This window comes from Fictibacillus sp. FJAT-27399, from assembly GCF_001510655.1.
Taxonomy (GTDB): domain Bacteria; phylum Bacillota; class Bacilli; order Bacillales; family Fictibacillaceae; genus Fictibacillus_C; species Fictibacillus_C marinisediminis.
The window spans coordinates 62,373-78,644 of the sequence record NZ_LMVC01000004.1 but is presented as its reverse complement, the minus strand read 5'-3'; the positions used below and the strand labels follow the sequence as shown (position 1 = coordinate 78,644).

General features: G+C 44.7%; 19 protein-coding genes. 1 reads left to right on the top strand and 18 read right to left on the bottom strand.

Translation table 11 applies throughout. The features are described from left to right. Positions 1-38 precede the first annotated feature (38 nt). The gene (locus AR335_RS24310; RefSeq protein ID WP_156419059.1) at positions 39-266 is read right to left on the bottom strand and encodes a hypothetical protein; all 228 of its coding nucleotides are present in this window, start codon (positions 264-266) and stop codon (positions 39-41) included. A gap of 391 nt (positions 267-657) precedes the next feature. Here AR335_RS24310 and AR335_RS17010 point away from each other — a divergent pair, with 391 nt between their 5' ends. Continuing rightward, positions 658-942: a spore morphogenesis/germination protein YwcE gene (locus AR335_RS17010; RefSeq protein ID WP_053356371.1), complete on the top strand. Its 285-nt coding sequence runs from the start codon at positions 658-660 to the stop codon at positions 940-942. 66 nt (positions 943-1,008) lie between these two features. Here the strand turns inward: AR335_RS17010 and qoxD are convergent, their stop codons facing one another. From qoxD to AR335_RS16930, 17 genes are all read right to left on the bottom strand, one after another. Then, entirely contained in the window at positions 1,009-1,437 is a 429-nt protein-coding gene (qoxD, locus tag AR335_RS17005; RefSeq protein ID WP_082316082.1) for a cytochrome aa3 quinol oxidase subunit IV, read from the bottom strand. Then, positions 1,430-2,050, bottom strand: a complete 621-nt coding sequence (gene qoxC, locus AR335_RS17000) for a cytochrome aa3 quinol oxidase subunit III (protein ID WP_053356370.1) — start codon at positions 2,048-2,050, stop codon at positions 1,430-1,432. The genes qoxD and qoxC overlap by 8 nt, the downstream gene beginning before the upstream one ends. Before the next feature lie 14 nt (positions 2,051-2,064). Then, positions 2,065-4,008 (bottom strand): cytochrome aa3 quinol oxidase subunit I, encoded by a 1,944-nt coding sequence (qoxB, locus tag AR335_RS16995; RefSeq protein ID WP_062238151.1) that lies wholly within the window; start codon positions 4,006-4,008, stop codon positions 2,065-2,067. A gap of 18 nt (positions 4,009-4,026) precedes the next feature. Continuing rightward, on the bottom strand, positions 4,027-4,977 hold the full coding sequence (gene qoxA / locus AR335_RS16990) for a cytochrome aa3 quinol oxidase subunit II (protein WP_062238149.1): 951 nt from the start codon (positions 4,975-4,977) through the stop codon (positions 4,027-4,029). A 358-nt stretch (positions 4,978-5,335) separates the two neighbouring features. Then, positions 5,336-5,782 (bottom strand): DUF2231 domain-containing protein, encoded by a 447-nt coding sequence (locus AR335_RS16985; RefSeq protein ID WP_062238147.1) that lies wholly within the window; start codon positions 5,780-5,782, stop codon positions 5,336-5,338. 87 nt (positions 5,783-5,869) lie between these two features. Then, the gene (locus AR335_RS16980) at positions 5,870-7,117 is read right to left on the bottom strand and encodes a sensor histidine kinase (protein ID WP_062238145.1); all 1,248 of its coding nucleotides are present in this window, start codon (positions 7,115-7,117) and stop codon (positions 5,870-5,872) included. Then, the gene (locus AR335_RS16975) at positions 7,117-7,791 is read right to left on the bottom strand and encodes a response regulator transcription factor (RefSeq protein WP_062238143.1); all 675 of its coding nucleotides are present in this window, start codon (positions 7,789-7,791) and stop codon (positions 7,117-7,119) included. Before AR335_RS16975 ends, AR335_RS16980 begins: the two co-directional genes overlap by 1 nt. A 23-nt stretch (positions 7,792-7,814) precedes the next feature. Then, complete coding sequence (locus AR335_RS16970; RefSeq protein ID WP_053356364.1) at positions 7,815-9,041, bottom strand: DEAD/DEAH box helicase; 1,227 nt, start codon at positions 9,039-9,041, stop codon at positions 7,815-7,817. Positions 9,042-9,213: 172 nt separating this feature from the next. Then, complete coding sequence (locus tag AR335_RS16965; RefSeq protein WP_062238141.1) at positions 9,214-10,176, bottom strand: L-threonine 3-dehydrogenase; 963 nt, start codon at positions 10,174-10,176, stop codon at positions 9,214-9,216. A 34-nt stretch (positions 10,177-10,210) separates the two neighbouring features. After that, positions 10,211-11,404: a glycine C-acetyltransferase gene (locus tag AR335_RS16960; RefSeq protein ID WP_062238139.1), complete on the bottom strand. Its 1,194-nt coding sequence runs from the start codon at positions 11,402-11,404 to the stop codon at positions 10,211-10,213. Between the two features lie 140 nt (positions 11,405-11,544). Beyond that, positions 11,545-11,808 (bottom strand): hypothetical protein, encoded by a 264-nt coding sequence (locus AR335_RS24305; protein ID WP_156419058.1) that lies wholly within the window; start codon positions 11,806-11,808, stop codon positions 11,545-11,547. A gap of 91 nt (positions 11,809-11,899) precedes the next feature. After that, on the bottom strand, positions 11,900-12,532 hold the full coding sequence (locus AR335_RS16955) for a response regulator transcription factor (RefSeq protein ID WP_062238137.1): 633 nt from the start codon (positions 12,530-12,532) through the stop codon (positions 11,900-11,902). Then, positions 12,525-13,571 (bottom strand): sensor histidine kinase, encoded by a 1,047-nt coding sequence (locus AR335_RS16950; RefSeq protein ID WP_062238135.1) that lies wholly within the window; start codon positions 13,569-13,571, stop codon positions 12,525-12,527. Before AR335_RS16950 ends, AR335_RS16955 begins: the two co-directional genes overlap by 8 nt. After that, positions 13,568-14,302: a cell wall-active antibiotics response protein LiaF gene (gene liaF / locus AR335_RS16945; RefSeq protein ID WP_062238133.1), complete on the bottom strand. Its 735-nt coding sequence runs from the start codon at positions 14,300-14,302 to the stop codon at positions 13,568-13,570. The genes AR335_RS16950 and liaF overlap by 4 nt, the downstream gene beginning before the upstream one ends. Positions 14,303-14,402: 100 nt before the next feature. Next, the gene (locus AR335_RS16940) at positions 14,403-15,047 is read right to left on the bottom strand and encodes a PspA/IM30 family protein (RefSeq protein WP_062238130.1); all 645 of its coding nucleotides are present in this window, start codon (positions 15,045-15,047) and stop codon (positions 14,403-14,405) included. A gap of 18 nt (positions 15,048-15,065) precedes the next feature. After that, positions 15,066-15,410 carry a hypothetical protein gene (locus tag AR335_RS16935; protein ID WP_062238128.1) on the bottom strand — a complete coding sequence of 115 codons (345 nt, stop codon included), beginning with the start codon at positions 15,408-15,410 and terminating at the stop codon, positions 15,066-15,068. A gap of 531 nt (positions 15,411-15,941) precedes the next feature. After that, positions 15,942-16,256, bottom strand: coding sequence for a hypothetical protein (locus AR335_RS16930; protein ID WP_062238126.1), 315 nt, complete (start codon positions 16,254-16,256; stop codon positions 15,942-15,944). Between the last annotated feature and the right edge of the window lie 16 nt (positions 16,257-16,272).

Sequence of the window (16,272 nt, the reverse complement as noted above, 5' to 3'; positions counted from 1 at the left end):
GCAGCCCTTTTTTGGCTTGAAAAATCTTCAATGAAAAGTTAATTGAAGTGGAAGATGCGAGACTCCTCGAAAATGAACTTCACATTTTCTTCGTGCGATAAAAAGCTGCCGGAGCCTTCCTTGTCCTGCGGGACTAGCGTGACAGGTGAGACTCCCGCCGGTGCTTGCACCAAAAAGTAGGCGTTCACGCCGGTAAGGCTCACCGCACGCCCCGCGAAAGTAGGAGCTCGCGCCGGTAAAAGCGAGCGGCCTGGAACGGAAATCAACAGCTTACAGACTTCTTGGACAGCCCCTTTTTTATAAGGAAAAGCGTCTCTTTTGCCGTTTTTGAACCAAATGAGAGAATAATTGAACGAAGGAAGGAGATAATTGTACCAAAAGGACCAGTAATTGATTCTAACTCAAAATAATTGATTCTAACTAAGTATTCAGATTTCTTCTCAACCCTAAAAACCCGAAACATTTATGCCACACGGCATCAAAGCTTACAAGCTAACTGTATAACTGGAATTTTTTATAGAAAATAGTCCTATTTTCTAAATTTTCTGTAGTATATTTTAGAAAACGTGGTATACTAAATGTAACAAAATGTTCACAAAACAGACCTAACTTCGTCACAATTGCAAACGCTGTCATCTACTTAAGGAGTTGATTGTAATGGATGTGTATGTTGTATATCTATTCGTGGCCACGGCTACTCCGCTATTCCTATGGCACGATCATAGAAAGCTTGCTTTATGGCAGATTCCGTTTATCGCGATCATGTGGCTCTATGTCGCGCTTTTCTTGGCAGGAGATTTGAATCCGCTGGCTCATCTGCTGTTCAATATCGTGTTTGTAGCCAACGTGGTATTTGCTCATGTTGCAGCTTTCAAAATCTATGCGATCCCGTTTATCCGTCGTGAAAGAGAACGACGTAAAATTTACCGTGAATCTAAATAAGTAACCATAAAAAAGCTCCTTGCAGGAATTCTGCAAGGAGCTTTCTTTGTGCTTCTATAGGAAGATTTAGTGATCCATACCTTCCATGTCTTTATCCATCTTATGGCCATCCATCTCCGTCTTGCCATGATCCATTTCCATTTTATGATGGTCATGCTTAGCATGGCCCGCCCACATAACCCATACAGTACCTGCAACGATAACGATCGCGATGAATGCAGCAAACAAGATGTTTCCTGTCTGGGTTTTGCCGGTAAGCGAGCTGCTCTTTTCGGAGCTCTCTGTCATATGCATGAACATGAGAAGCTGAAGAGCCGCTTGCAAGAACGCAAAGATAAAGATGATAATAAGAATGGTTTGTTTAGAAAAGCCTGTTTTAAATGTTACCCATAGAGCTAATGCAGTAAGAACGATGGACAGGATATAACCAACCACGTGTTTCCAAGGTATGCCGCCATGTTCGTTTGATACAGCTTGATTTTGTGGATTAGCCATTGTGCAACACCATCCCTGTCAAATACACGGCAGTGAAGATAAAGATCCACACAACATCAAGAAAGTGCCAATATAAACTTGAGATAAAGACTTTCGCTGACGTCTGAGGCGTTAATCCTCGTCTTGCCACCTGTATCAAGATTAAGGTAATCCATGCAATACCCATTGTTACGTGAAGTCCGTGTGTTCCTACGATAACGAAGAACGCAGACCAGAACGCGCTTGTTCCTAATGCAGCACCTTCATGTACGTAAGTGACGAACTCGTAGATTTCATAGCCCAGGAATCCAGCCCCAAGTGCGAGCGTGATGATCATCCAGACAAATAGTCCTTTTCTGTTGCGTTTACGCATTTCATGAATCGCAATACCGCATGTAAAACTACTGGTCAACAGCAGGAATGTTTCAATCAATACACCTTTGAGTTCAAAGAGCTCATGTGGTGTAGGTCCATCTCCAGTTCTGTACATCAGAGTGAGATAGGTTGCAAACAACGTAGAGAACAACGCAATTTCCGCCCCAAGGAATATCCAGAAACCGAGAATATTCAAGCGCCCGGTTTCTGATTGATATTCTAAAGGCGTGTTATGATCGTGTACTTCTGCATGTGCCATTGTTCACGCCTCCTTTAAACGGTAATCCGTTCAGTTTCTTTTATTTCTTCAACACTTACATAGTAACCTTCATTTTTATCAAATGAGCGGATGATTAGGGTAATGAATACGCCGATCAATCCGACAATCCCCATCCAGTACCATTCGAACACTAATCCGAAACCTGCAACGAAGAAGCAGGACGCCATAGCAAATGGTACTCCTGAGTTATCAGGCATATGAATCGGTTTAATATCAGCGAGTTTTGGTGTTACATCATGGTTTTCATGTCGCATAGTCTCAACCGGATCCAAACCTTTTACAGTTGGAGTAACCGCAAAGTTATAGTGTGGCGGTACAGCTGACGTTGTTGCCCACTCAAGTGTACGTCCAAGACCCCAAGAGTCACCAGCGTTTTCACGCTCTGAGTAACGGAAGCTGTAGTAGATGTTATAAACAAGGGCAAGGAATCCGATACCCATCACGAACGCTCCTACAGTAGAGACCATATTAAGATCTCCCCAGCCTGATGCTGCGCTGTACGTGTAAACACGGCGAGGCATTCCATCAAGGCCCAGGAAATACTGCGGGAAGAAACATACGTTAAATCCGATCATGAACAACCAGAATACCCATTTACCAATACGTTCATTCAGCTTGTAGCCGAACATTTTCGGATACCAGAATACAAGTCCTGCGAAACACCCAAAGACTGTTCCGGCGATCAATACATAGTGGAAGTGAGATACAAGGAAGTACGTGTTATGGTACTGGTAGTCAGCTGCAGCCATCGCAAGCATGACACCCGTTACTCCACCGACAACAAAGTTTACGATAAATCCTAGTGCCCAAAGCATTGGTGTCGTAAATGAAATCCTACCTTTGTACATCGTAAACAACCAGTTAAAGATCTTAATACCGGTCGGAATACCAATCAGCATGGTACTGATCGAGAATGCAGTGTTAACTGCTGCTCCTGAGCCCATTGTGAAGAAGTGATGGACCCAAACCAGGAAGCTGTATGCTGCGATAAGGACCATCGCCCATACCATCGCTTTGTAACCGAAAAGCACCTTGCGGGCAAATGTACTGATAATCTCTGAGAACAAACCGAATGCAGGAAGGATAACGATGTATACTTCCGGGTGGCCCCAAAGCCAGAACAAGTTCGCCCATAGCATATCCATCCCCGCTCCTTGAAGCGTGAAGAAATGAGCTCCGAATAAACGGTCAAATGTCATAAGTGCAAGCGCTACTGTAAGAATAGGGAACGCGAACACGATGATGACCATAGTAATGAGTGCAGACCAAGTGAACATTGGCATTCTGAACAATGTCATGCCTGGCGCTCGCATTTTTAAAATCGTTACCAGGAAGTTAATACCCGTTAACAGGGTACCAATCCCGGAGATCTGAAGACCGAGCAAGTAGTAGTTCTGCCCTGGTCCAGGACTTAACTCATTACCGGCAAGCGGCATGTAGCTTGTCCAGCCGGCAGATGGTGATCCACCGATAACGAACGAGATGTTAAAGAGCATTGCTCCGATAAAGAACGTCCAGAAACTTACGGCATTCAAATAAGGGAATGCAACGTCACGTGCTCCAATTTGAAGCGGGATAACTACGTTGATCAAACCAATCAAGAACGGCATCGCCATGAAGATGATCATGATCGTACCGTGTGTTGTAAAGATTTCGTTATAGTGCTGGGCATCAAGGAATTTTGCATCCGGTACAGCAAGCTGTGCACGCATGAGCAATGCATCGACACCACCGCGGAATAGCATAAGAACCGCAGAAGCGATGTACATGATTCCTAACTTTTTATGGTCAACGGTAGTGAGCCATTCTTTCCAAAGCCACTGCCATTTTTTAAAATATGTCAGATAAAATAGAAGTCCGATTACTGTTAAACCGATGGAAACGTCCGCACCGTAAATCAGCGGGTCACCGGTAACAAAAAATTCATCCCATTTCATAATTTAGTGCCTCCTCTATTAATGAGAATGAGATTCCCCATGAGAGTCTTGTTCCGGCTTGTTCGCATCTTTCGCTTTTGAACCGTGCGGGTTTTGCGGAACTACTCCTAAGCGTTCACGGGTCTTCACTGCATAGTCTCTATCTTTAGCGTGATCTACCCATTTTAAATGTGTAGATGAGAATGTCATCTTCTTGGCTTCGCCTTGAAGCATTAACTGATCATACTGCTTTTTAGACAACTCAGGCGCCTTGCTCTTCGTATCTTTTGCCCATTTGTCAAAATCAGTCTGTGAAACAGAATTCACATCAAAAATCTGGTGGGTGAATCCTTCACCATTATAGTTTGCATTTCGACCTGCAAATTTGCCTTTATGATCCGCCTGCAGATAAAGCGTTGTTTCCATACCTGGCATCGCGTACTTTTGACCCCCAAGTGCAGGAACCCAGAATGACGACATGGAATCTGCTGAAGTCAGCTTGAATTCCACCGTCCGGTCTTCCGGGATATTAATGTAGTTGACGGTTTCAATGCCTTGCTCCGGATAAGAGAAAATCCATTTCCAGTCAACTGCCGTCGCCGTAATGACGATCGGTTCTTGGTGCGCAGAAGCCTGTGGCGGTTTCTCAAGATCATAAATGGTCTTAATCGTCGGAATAGACAAAGCGATTGTAATAAGAATCGGGATAACCGTCCAGAGTATTTCTAATTTCTTGCTTCCCTCTTGTTCAGGTTCCCAGTTGGACATATCTTTTCTGTTTTCACGGTATTTAACAACAATCACCGTGAGCAGGATATACACTACAAGTAGAATAAGTGCCATGAATCCTATAGAATAAAGAATAAGATCCTTCTGCTGAGCCGCAACAGGTCCTTTCGGATCTAGAACTATATAATTGCTGCAACCGCCTAAGAAAAATACGGACAGCATAAGTCCTAACGCAAAAAACGGTCTTAACCGCTTAAACACTAGGCCCACCTTCCTTCCTGTAAACATATATGTGAGATTTCTCACTGTTAACTTACTAAGTTTGTGCTTTCGTTCACATAATAACAAATTTCCCCCAAAAATAGACCATCTTTTATGAACTGTCATAAGTTCTTCATGTAAATTTCACTAGTTTATCACATATTTATCAAAGAATGTTCATATTTTTGGAATTTACTTCTTGCTCTTCCATTTCACGATTTATCCCTGTACGAAATGAAAAAGCCGCCTGTTCGGCGACTTTTTTACCGTTCTAAATTCTTTATTTCCTTTAAAAGGACAGCTTAAACAAAGTTTAAAGATTAAATTAAAATCATGACAAATGTTTCACATGGAACGTTTATTCTTCATGGTTCGACGTTGTTTTTATCGATTCCGGATGATAGACCATCTTTCCTCCATAATGGCCTGTAATCGAAAGCGTTACTGCTCCTGCAAGAGAGAGAATAAGCACGATCGGCATTAGTGGCGGAATCAGGCGAAAGCGATGGAGCAATTTAAGCAGTATAACTGCCCCAAATATGAAAAGGGTGATGAGCGCATACGTCTCATGCGGTTGAACGCCACTCTCGATGCTGTGACCGACCTGTTTTCTTAGGAAGTGTTCAGCTCCGTCACCGGAAATGTAGGCTACAATTCCCATAACAAAACCTGAAGAAAACAAGTACAGCGCCATTTGATCAAAAAATGGTTTCTTCCATATCGCAATAATCTGCGCCAAAACTCCAATGATCAGCAGCGCAATCGGAAAATGTACAAGCACAGGATGAAGCGGTGTAGATAACATACTGGTCAGCTCCTTTTAGTATTCGTAAACTAATGATAAAAGTAGAAACTGAATTTTAGCTGAAAAAACGGAAGTTCCTCAAAAGTTTTACGATAAAATAGGCAGCTTCACTGTAAATGCCGTACCTTTTCCCAGCTCGCTTTCAGCCCCAATCGTCCCATGATGAAGGTCTGTAATCACCTTTGCAATGGACAATCCAAGACCCGCACCCCCAGCCTGCCGGGAACGCCCTTTCTCCACCCGGTAAAAACGGTCAAAAAGATAAGGAATTTCTTCTATTGGAATTCCTGCTCCTTTATCTTCAACCGTAAAGCTCAGGGTTCTTCCTTCTTCCTTCTCAACCGTCATGTATATAGAAGACCCTGGATCTGAATATTTGGAGGCATTATCAAGGAGGATATGAAGCAGTTCTTTTATTCTTACCCGGTCAGCCTCTACCAGGATTTTGTCATCAGGCATATTTAAGACAAACAGCCTTTTACCCTCATGCAGCCGCTCATACTGATGGATGACCTTTTCAGCCAGCTCTGCAAACGAAAAGGACGCCTTGTTCATCTTAGTTTGCCCTGCATCCTCTTTGGCCAGTGTAAGTAGATTGGCGACAAGCCCGTTCATTTGGCGGATCTCATCCTTCAATTCATTCAACGTTTCCTGAGAAAAAGGTGAAAGTTTATCTTTTTCTTCCTGTTCCAAAACCTCAAGAGCGGCAGAAAATATACTGATAGGCGTTCGAAGTTCATGGGAAGCGTCAGCAAAAAACTTTTTTTTCCCTTCAATATTCTGAATGATCGGCTTCATCGCTTTTCTTGCCAGCCGATCTCCCATAATAACGGAAATAATTAATGCGGCCAGCCCGATTAAGGCAAGGGAAAAGAACCAATGCTCAATTTTTTCATGAATGCTGCTAATATTCTTTCCTACAAAAAGCATGGTATTTTTGTCGATGCGAGCACTGGCATAAATGATGTGCATCTCGTCCCTCGAATGCATGCTTAAGCTCTCTAACTGCCCTTCTGAGCGGCAGCACTTCTGACCTCGGACAAATGCGCGAAAAGCTTGGGCTTCCTTCCCTTTTGGCTGTACGGCTGCTCTATGAGGAAACTTTTGCACGGTTTCAGTAAAATACAGCGATCGCGAGGTCTCTTTTCCAAGAGTATCGTCCTGATCTTTGTATTTCGCCAGTTCATAGTGCAGGATGTCCTGAATGTCTTCATTTGCTGTCTCAAACAGCATGCTTTTTACCAATAAATAAAGAACGGCCAAGACGATAAGGAGAGTTACAAAAAACCAGCTGCTGTAGTTCCATGTGAGTTTCTTTCTAAGATGATTCAGCATTATTCTTTCTCCATTCGATACCCGATGCCTCGGACGGTCTGAATGTATTTTTTCTCTCCAGATGGATCCAGCTTTTTCCTCAGCAGTTTAATGAAGGCTTCAAGCGTGTTCATCGTCACATCGCTGTCTGCTCCCCACACATGCTGAAGGATGCTTTCCCTTGTCAGCACCTGATTCTTATGGCGGGCAAACAGGACGAGCAGCTGAAATTCTTTTGGCGTCAGCTGAATTTCTTCATCGCCCCGTTTAAGCATATGGTGCTGTACATCAAGCTGCAGGTCACCGATCATCACCCAGTTATCTTCATATAAAAAGCTTCTTCTTCGCCCTAAAGCCGTAATCCGAGCAAAAAGCTCTTTGAATTCAAACGGCTTGGAAAGGTAATCATCGACCCCCGCATCAAATCCTTGAACAAGGTCATCCACTTGATCCCTTGCCGTCAGCATCAAAATAGCCCCCTGATAGCCTTCTTTCCGGAGCTCCCTGCTGACAGAGACACCTTCTTTTTTTGGCAGCATCCAATCCAGGATTATGATATCAAACGGTTCCTCAAGCGCACGATCAAATGCCGTGTCACCATCTTCACACAGAACCAGCCTGTACCCTTCGTTTTCCAGCATCCTCATGATTAACCGTGCGAGACGGCGATCGTCTTCAACCAGTAAAATTTTCATGCGATCCTTCTCCTGTACGGTTGTCAGCGCCTCCGTGGCTTTCTGCTGCTTTTCTGATACTGCTGTCTTGCACCCGCACGGCGGCTCTGCATCTTGTCATTCGTTTCAGAGCGGCTTCCTTCCTTCTTTTTTTCCGGTTTTTCCAGCCGCTGTTTTTGTATCTTCTGCTTAATTCCTTTTTCGATCAACTCTAAATAATTGCGGTCTTTTGCCGCAACCATCGTCACGGCAAGCCCCTTGCTGCCGGCTCGTCCTGTTCGTCCTATACGGTGGATATAACTTTCTGTATCTTGAGGAATATCGTAATTGATGACATGGGTCACACCTTCAACATCCAGGCCCCTTGCCGCAACATCTGTAGCGATCAGGTAGCGGATTTCTCCCTGCCGGAAGGCATGCATCACCGCTTCCCGTTTAGCCTGGGTAAGATCGCCATGCAGTTCGTCTGCCTGGTATCCCGCTTCCTTCAAAGCTTCATTCAGCTTGCTTACCCGCCGCTTCGTCCGGCAAAAAATAATAGCAAGGTACGGACGGTGCAGCTCCAGAAGCAGCTTCAAGTCATCCTGCTTTGAGCGGTCTGTCGTCTCAATAACACGTTGTCTGATTTCCTTTAAGGTGATTTGTGTCTTCTTCACCGTAATCTCTGCTGGATCTTTCATATACGTTCCTGCAAGGTTTACAATTTCAGAAGGCATCGTTGCGGAAAAAAGCATCATCTGCCGGTTCTCTTCTGGTGTCTGATCAATAATTTCTTCAACATCCTGCAAAAATCCGATATGAAGCATCTGATCCGCCTCATCTAAAACCAGCATGGAGACGTGTGACAGATCAATGGTTCCTCGTCTTACATGGTCCAGCAAACGCCCTGGTGTGGCGATGACAACCTGCACCTTACCGCCGAGTTTATGCATTTGCTGAATAACATCTTGTCCCCCATAAACGGACAGGACATCAATTCCCATTGAACTGCTCAGCTTTTTTACTTCTTCCGCCACCTGGATAGCAAGTTCTCTTGTCGGCGTCACGATCAGTGCTTGGATAGCTTCATTCTCCTGGTCAATCCGCTGCAGCATCGGTACGGCAAAAGCCATCGTTTTCCCGGTTCCTGTCTGGGATTTTGCAATCACATCTTTTCCTTCTAACAGCAGCGGGATCGCCTGCTCCTGGATCATTGTCGGCTGGGCAATACCATAGTCAGCTAACGTTTTCCGGAGCAGAGGATTCACCTGTAAAGCTTCAAAACCACCCATAAGCAAGTCTCCTTCCTTTTCTTAAATTACTTGGTTAGAGCAATATTATTAATGCTCTTTCTTGTTGAACTTCGCATACTGATGCTGAAAGAGGACTCAAGTCTATTACCCCTATAGTAAGCATGTACCTTTTAAAAAAGAGAGCCATATTAAGGCTCCCTTTTTCTTCGTATTAATTTGCTACTTTGTTATTCAGCTTGTCGTTCAGCTTCAACAGCATATCTGCTGTCATTTTATCCAAGTCATAGTCCGCTTTAAAGCCCCATTCCGCTATAGCTGCTGAAGAATCGATGACATTCGGCCAGCTATCGGCAATCGCCTGTCGAACAGGGTCTACATCATAATCCATCGTAAAGGATGGCATCTGCTTTTTGATGGCAGCAGCGATTTGTTCCGGCTCAAAGCTCATCGCAGAAACGTTAAATGAGTTTCGGTGAACCAGTTTCGCCGGATCAGCTTCCATCAAGTTAATAATTGCATTTAACGCATCAGGCATATACATCATATCCATGTATGTGCCCGCATCAATAAATGAAGTATATCTTCCTTTTCGGACCGCTTCGTAATAAATTTCAACCGCATAGTCCGTTGTGCCGCCTCCAGGAGGTGCCACATTGGAGATCAATCCAGGGAAACGCAGTCCGCGGGTATCTACGCCAAATTTGTGATAGTAATAATCACAAAGAAGCTCGCCGGACACTTTGTTTACTCCATACATCGTTGTCGGACGCTGGATCGTGTCCTGCGGAGTCTGGTCTTTCGGTGTAGAAGGACCGAATGCTCCGATTGAACTTGGTGTGAAGAATTGGCAGTTCAATTCTCTCGCGACCTCAAGTGCGTTCACCAGGCCTCCCATGTTCAAGTTCCAAGCAAGCAGCGGCTTCGCTTCTGCAGTAGCAGAAAGAAGAGCAGCAAGGTGGACCACCGTATCCGCATTGTATTTTTTAGCGATGCCGGCCATCGCCTGTGCATCGGTTACATCAAGAATCTCGAACGGTCCGGATTGAACGACCGGGCTGTCTGTCTTACGGATATCTGTCGCAATAACATTATCCGCGCCATATATATCACGGGCTTTCATGACCAGCTCTGAACCGATCTGCCCGAGTGCTCCAGTAATCAATATCTTCTTCATGTTACATCCTCCAAATCTATTACCGGTTCCTGTATTAAGAGATGATTCCCATTTCCTTGCCGACTTTTTCGTAGATGGCAAGTGCCTGATCAAGCATTTCCTTCGTATGGGCAGCCGTTGGCATGTTTCTTACACGGCCAGTGCCTCTTGGTACGGTTGGGAAGACGATGGATTTTGCATAAACGCCTTCTTCATTCAGCTTTTTGCTGAACTCCTGAGTTTTTACTTCATCACCTACAATAACTGGTGTGATTGGTGTTTCACTGTTTCCGATATCATAGCCCAGCTTCTCAAGGCCTTGTTTCAAATACTTGCTGTTGTCCCACAGTTTTTCTTGCAGCTCTGTGCTTGATGTTAAAATTTCAATGGCTTTTGTACAAGCCGCTACATCTCCTGGAGTCAGTGAAGTAGAGAACAAGAATGGACGGCTTCTTACTTTCAGCCAGTCGATCAAGTCCTTTTTACCGGCTACATAACCGCCGACAACACCGATTGCTTTAGAAAGCGTACCGATTTGGAAATCCACTTTATCAGATAATCCAAAATGCTTCACCGTACCTGCACCGTTGCCTAGTACGCCAGAGCCGTGTGCATCATCTACGTAAGTAATTAGGTCGAACTCTTCAGCGATTTCTACGATCTCCGGAAGCTTGGCAACGTCTCCGTCCATGGAGAACACACCGTCTGTGATGACCATAATCTTGTTATAAAGTCCGGATTCTTTCGCTTCCTTCGCTTTTGTACGAAGGTCTTCCATGTCAGAGTGGTTGACACGGATAATTTTTGCTCTGGAAAGTCTGCAGCCGTCAATGATGGACGCATGGTTCAGTTCATCTGATAGAATCGCGTCATTTTTATCCATGACTGCTGAGATGGCAGCCATATTGCAGTTAAAACCGGATTGGTAAGCAATCGCTGCTTCTGTATGTTTGAACTCTGCCAATTTTTCTTCAAGTTTTACATGCAGTTCAAGCGTTCCATTAATGGTACGCACAGCCCCCGCACCAACACCATATTCGTCAATTGCCTGTTTGGCAGCTTGCTTAAGACGCTCATCTGTTGCTAAACCAAGATAATTGTTTGAAGAAAGGTTGATCAGTTCTTTACCATTCACTTTGATCTTCGGACCGTTCGCGCTTTGCAGCGGATCAATCACGTTATAAAGCCCTTTTTCTTTTAAATCACCTAAATTTTCTTGCAGGAAGCGATCCAATACATTACTTGACATACAAACTCTCCTTTCAAATTTTAAAAATGTTATGTGAGTCTGAACAAATGTACACGTGAGAAAAACACAAAAATTCAGAAATAATTCAATGTTATTAAGTATCTATCACTAAAAAATATTTTATCATATTTTAAGTTTGTTTACATCATATGGACAAAATTCATACTTCTCTGTCTAGTATTTCTTTCCCGTTTCGGAAGTATTTCATTCCAAAACAAGGCTCTTTTATAAAGGATTGTTGCTTTGGAAACATTTTTGTAAAGAGCCTTCATTGACAAGTTGATTGGAGTGCAAGGTGCGAGACTCCTGCGGGACAGGCGGGACAGGTGAGACCCGCAGGCACATGCGCCGAGGAGGCTCACCGCACGCCCCGCGGAAAGCGAGCATCCTGAAACGGAAATCAACCACTCCTAAGGGCAACAAAGGTTACGAAAACAGCCTAAAACAAAAAAAGCCGCCTGTTTTGAGACGGCGGCGTATACTATGATAAAAAATTTACTTAACAAGCGAATGCTTAAACGCATAGATGACGGCTTGGGTCCTGTCCTGTACATCGAGCTTGTTTAAAATGTTGCTCACATGTACTTTAACGGTCTTTTGTGCGATGAATAACTGGTCTGCAATTTCCTGATTGGATTTTCCTTCTGTCATTAAGAGGAGTACCTCAAGCTCACGGCTCGTGAGCTCTTCATGTGGCTGTTGATGATTTTTTTGGCGCATACGGTTCATCATCTTGCCTGTAACCTCGGGTTCCAAGACAGACTGGCCGTGATAAGTGGCTCTTACCGCTTCGGCGATCTCACTCGCTTTTGAGGTCTTAAGCATATAGCTTACCGCTCCTGCTTCTATCGCCGGGTAAACTTTTTCATCATCCAAGAAGCTGGTCACAATGATAATCTTCGCTTCCGGCCATTGCTCAATGATTTTTTTCGTCGCTTCAATCCCGTCCATCTCATTCATGACCAAGTCCATTAAAATGACATCAGGGCGCAGCTCCAGTGCCAGTTCAACGGCTTTCTTCCCATTCTCGGCCTCACCAACCACCGTAAGATCTGACTGGGCAGAAAGATAGGATGAAACACCGATTCTTACCATTTCATGATCGTCCGCAAACAATACTTTAATCATTTTTATCATCCTCCACCGAAATCACTGGTACTTTTACTTCCAGCCGCGTCCCTTTGTCGGGCAGACTTACCACTTTCATCGTGCCGCCGATTTCCAGCGCTCGTTCCTGCATGTTTTGAAGCCCGTAGGATCCGGCTTTATCCTCGTCCATAGCAAAGCCGACACCATTATCAGCTACACGAAGAATGATTAATTCTTCCCGTTCGATCAGCAGAATTTCAAGAGAGGTAGCTTTGGCATGCCTCAGTGTGTTTGAGACGGATTCCTGCAGAATCCTGAACAGGTGGTCCTCAACACCCTTGTCGAGCGGCATTTCTTCTATTTTTGCATGAATCTCAATCGGCACTTTTTGAACGAGCTCCGCTAACAGTTCTTTAATTCCTTCCTGCAAGGACTTTCCTTTTAGAGCTGCAGGACGGAGGTGAAGCAGCAGCGCTCTCATCTCAAGCTGCGACTGGTGAATCATTTGTTCCACCAGTTTCAGCTGCCTGTTTTCAGGAGCTTCTTCAGCTTCCCTTGACTCATTGATGGCTGACATCAGCATGGAGGCGGCAAAAAGCTGCTGGCTCACTGAATCATGCAGCTCACGTGCTAAACGATGCCGTTCTCTCGAGATCATCTCTTGAATGATTTTCTCTTGATCTTCTGCTTTTTCGTTCGCCAGCTTTTGTGAGGCCCTGGCCTGATCCGTAACCTGGCGCTGTACATTTTTCATTCTTTTCCACAGGGCATCCATCTCTGTTCCCTGTGCTTGTAAAGGAGGATAGATGGATCTGCCGTTCTCCATCTCACGCAGGCCTTCTTCCACTTGTTTGAGCTGTCTTCGGACAGCAAACCCATGCAGCAAACCAAAAAACACACCAAGAACCAAACTGGCAGCCGGCACAACCAATATAAATGGCAGGCCGAACAGCTGCCGTTCCCATAGTGTAGCCAGGCCTGGGAAAGGGTTCACCATGAACACAGCAATGAAAACCAGAATAGCGGTCAATAGAGATACGGCGATGGATAGGAGGACACTTCGCAGCACAATACTCATGTCCGCTTCACCTCTAGATCCCCGACCACCATGGATGTAACGATCTTAATTCTTTGCTGGGCCTCCTGGTAGTTCTCTGTTTGAAAATGAAAAAGCTGATTGAATATTTTCGATTCATGAAGCTGAAAAATTGTTGTGTTTCCAGCCAGCACAGAATGATGAACACTAACCGCCGCTTCATACGGCACAAGAATTTTAATGTTTCCGGCAAGATTCCGTATGGCAATGACTGATTCGCCATCCGGCAAAACGGTGTTGCTCAAATCGATGACACTGTCCCCTATCCCGCACTGGATGTTAATGTCACTCCATTCATACACATGGTCAGGGGTCTGCTGCCGGCCGTACAGTATATTTTTAAACAGCGGCTGTTTCGTAAAAAGTGACTCGGACAGCCGGGAATCCTCTTCGTTTTGGACGACCGGCTCAATGACTGACGGTTTTTTTTTAGATTGATAGAACTGGATGACCAGATAAACAAGGACCGCAATCATGACAAACTTAAAGGCCATCATGTTCAGCAGGGTGATGATCAATCCAAACCATCCGCCCCAATACAGCACTTTCCCGATTGTCCGAGGCATTTTTTTTCTTCCGATATAGATGCAGCCAGCCATGAGGGCAAAAATAAAAATCAATTCCCCTCCGCGAAATGAAAGTTCAAGAATAAGAAGCAGTACACCAATCAAAAGAAGCCAGCTGATCAAATCTGTTTTTTTTCCGTTAAACATGGTGCACCCCCTCTATCTCTCTCGTTTTTCCTCTTTATTGTTAATGGTGCACGTCCTAAAAGGCGCAGTACCCTACGCCTTTTAGAATACCATTTTTAAATTATGAAATCGTAGTTTTTTCTTCTTTTTTCCATTGTTTTTCAAGCTGTGCAAACCGCTCATCGATCGTATTGAAGTGATAATCCGTATTCACCTGATGCTCCAGCCGCTCTAGATAGCGTTCCATTTCGTCGAATCTCAGGCCTGGCTTCGAACCTGCTCCGGCATCCAGAACTTTATTCATTCCTCGATGGGCTCGGGCGATGTTTTCGCGGCCCATCAGCTCCATTCGCTTCACATACATATCTTTCAGCTTATGCTTCATCTGTTCAAACTTTTGCTCCAGCGCTTCCAGTTCGCGCTTCGCCTCTAATTTAGCATCATTCAGGCGGGCTGCACGCTCATCATACCGCTGCTGTTCGTTGACTGCGAACTCATGCAAATCGCTTTCTCCAGCCTGAAGAGCTAAATCCGCCTGCTTCTTTCGTTTTTCAGCATGTGACTTTGCTTCTCTGTACTCTTTTGTAAATTCTTCAGTAAGTATAAATTGACGTTCGACCAGTTTTCGCACACGGTCCGTTTCTTGTTCACATTGACGCAAATATTGGTTCAGCAGTGAGATCGGATTCTTCTGCTCCTTCTGATCGAGCATCTCGTGAAAATCAGCTGCTATGGAATTTTTGATTCTTGTAAAAAGTGTACTCATGTTCATTCTCTCCTTTTATTAGTTTCTGTTCATTTCTGCCCATTGTTTTTCAAAGTTTACGAACGGATCATCAGCTGAGCCTGTTTCGCTTTTCTTGCCGTTCCATCCTTTATACACCAGGTACAGCACATAGAGGGCAAGGACACCTAAAAGTGCCGGCACATTGGAGATGGCTGCACATGCTGCAATCACGCCGGCAGCACCCCACAAGATTTTCTTAGATGTTGTTTCTGCCTTCATGAAACCCTTAACGGCAAAATATAAAATGATTAACCCGATCGCGAGTCCAATCATGTGGCCGATGTTCGCCAGCAGGGTGATCGCTGCAATTCCTCCGAGTACAAACAAACCAAATTTCTTCATTTGTTGTTACCTCCTTTCATAGTTCTAGCTTACCTGCGTTCCGGGTTTTCTATAATGTACCCCGGCTATATTTTCAGGTACGACTTGAGGCGTATTTTCATAGAATCCATAGGCTTATTAATAAAAGGAGGGGGGTTAATTAGGCTGTTTTCGTAACCGTTGCTGCTCTTGAGTGTGGCTGATTTCCGTTTCAGGCTGCTCGCTTTTACCGGCATAAACGCCTACTTTCGCGGGGCGTGTGGTGAGCCTTACCGGCGTCAGCGCCTACTTTCTCGGCGCCTGGCGCCTGCTTGAGTCTCACCTGTCCCGCTAGTCCCGCAGGACAAGGAAGGCTTTGGCAGCGTTATATCGCACGAAAAATGTGAAATTCATTTTCGAGGAGTCTCGCACCTTACACTCCAATCAACTTGTCAATGAAGATTCTTTACAAAAATGTTCCCAAAGCAACAATTTTTAGAAAAGAGTCTTTTAAAAAAAACCGGCTCGAGAGTAATCCTCTCAAACCGGCTTTCTTGACTAACCTATTATCTTTTACGTCCAGGATTCGATGTCATCCTCATCGATCTCTTCTTCGTCGATCACATCTTCATACTCCGGAGAATGCTTCGGCTCTTCCTGATAGCCGTGTCCATGCAGTCCTGCCGCAACCTCGTTCGAGAATCCGCGGTCTGCGGGGACATGCTGCTGCAGATTACGGACTCCGTTCGCTTTGATCTCATTCTCGACCAAAAAACGGATCGAGTCCATCAAGTTCGTTTGCGAGTTGATCCAGTCAATAATGGCGGGGGCTTCATTCTTCTTCGTCTTTAACGAAATATTGTCGCCTGGCTTTTTTTGTTTCTTCATCTTTACACCCCCTTAC

What these genes read in the sequence shown, in the direction of transcription:
- AR335_RS17010 (WP_053356371.1), top strand. Translation starts at nt 658, where the DNA reads ATGGATGTGTATGTTGTATATCTATTCGTGGCCACGGCTACTCCGCTA.
- qoxD (WP_082316082.1), bottom strand. Translation starts at nt 1,437, where the DNA reads ATGGCTAATCCACAAAATCAAGCTGTATCAAACGAACATGGCGGCATA.
- qoxC (WP_053356370.1), bottom strand. Translation starts at nt 2,050, where the DNA reads ATGGCACATGCAGAAGTACACGATCATAACACGCCTTTAGAATATCAA.
- qoxB (WP_062238151.1), bottom strand. Translation starts at nt 4,008, where the DNA reads ATGAAATGGGATGAATTTTTTGTTACCGGTGACCCGCTGATTTACGGT.
- AR335_RS16985 (WP_062238147.1), bottom strand. Translation starts at nt 5,782, where the DNA reads ATGTTATCTACACCGCTTCATCCTGTGCTTGTACATTTTCCGATTGCG.
- AR335_RS16980 (WP_062238145.1), bottom strand. Translation starts at nt 7,117, where the DNA reads ATGCTGAATCATCTTAGAAAGAAACTCACATGGAACTACAGCAGCTGG.
- AR335_RS16975 (WP_062238143.1), bottom strand. Translation starts at nt 7,791, where the DNA reads ATGAAAATTTTACTGGTTGAAGACGATCGCCGTCTCGCACGGTTAATC.
- AR335_RS16970 (WP_053356364.1), bottom strand. Translation starts at nt 9,041, where the DNA reads ATGGGTGGTTTTGAAGCTTTACAGGTGAATCCTCTGCTCCGGAAAACG.
- AR335_RS16965 (WP_062238141.1), bottom strand. Translation starts at nt 10,176, where the DNA reads ATGAAGAAGATATTGATTACTGGAGCACTCGGGCAGATCGGTTCAGAG.
- AR335_RS16960 (WP_062238139.1), bottom strand. Translation starts at nt 11,404, where the DNA reads ATGTCAAGTAATGTATTGGATCGCTTCCTGCAAGAAAATTTAGGTGAT.
- AR335_RS16955 (WP_062238137.1), bottom strand. Translation starts at nt 12,532, where the DNA reads ATGATTAAAGTATTGTTTGCGGACGATCATGAAATGGTAAGAATCGGT.
- AR335_RS16950 (WP_062238135.1), bottom strand. Translation starts at nt 13,571, where the DNA reads ATGAGTATTGTGCTGCGAAGTGTCCTCCTATCCATCGCCGTATCTCTA.
- liaF (WP_062238133.1), bottom strand. Translation starts at nt 14,302, where the DNA reads ATGTTTAACGGAAAAAAAACAGATTTGATCAGCTGGCTTCTTTTGATT.
- AR335_RS16940 (WP_062238130.1), bottom strand. Translation starts at nt 15,047, where the DNA reads ATGAGTACACTTTTTACAAGAATCAAAAATTCCATAGCAGCTGATTTT.
- AR335_RS16935 (WP_062238128.1), bottom strand. Translation starts at nt 15,410, where the DNA reads ATGAAGAAATTTGGTTTGTTTGTACTCGGAGGAATTGCAGCGATCACC.
- AR335_RS16930 (WP_062238126.1), bottom strand. Translation starts at nt 16,256, where the DNA reads ATGAAGAAACAAAAAAAGCCAGGCGACAATATTTCGTTAAAGACGAAG.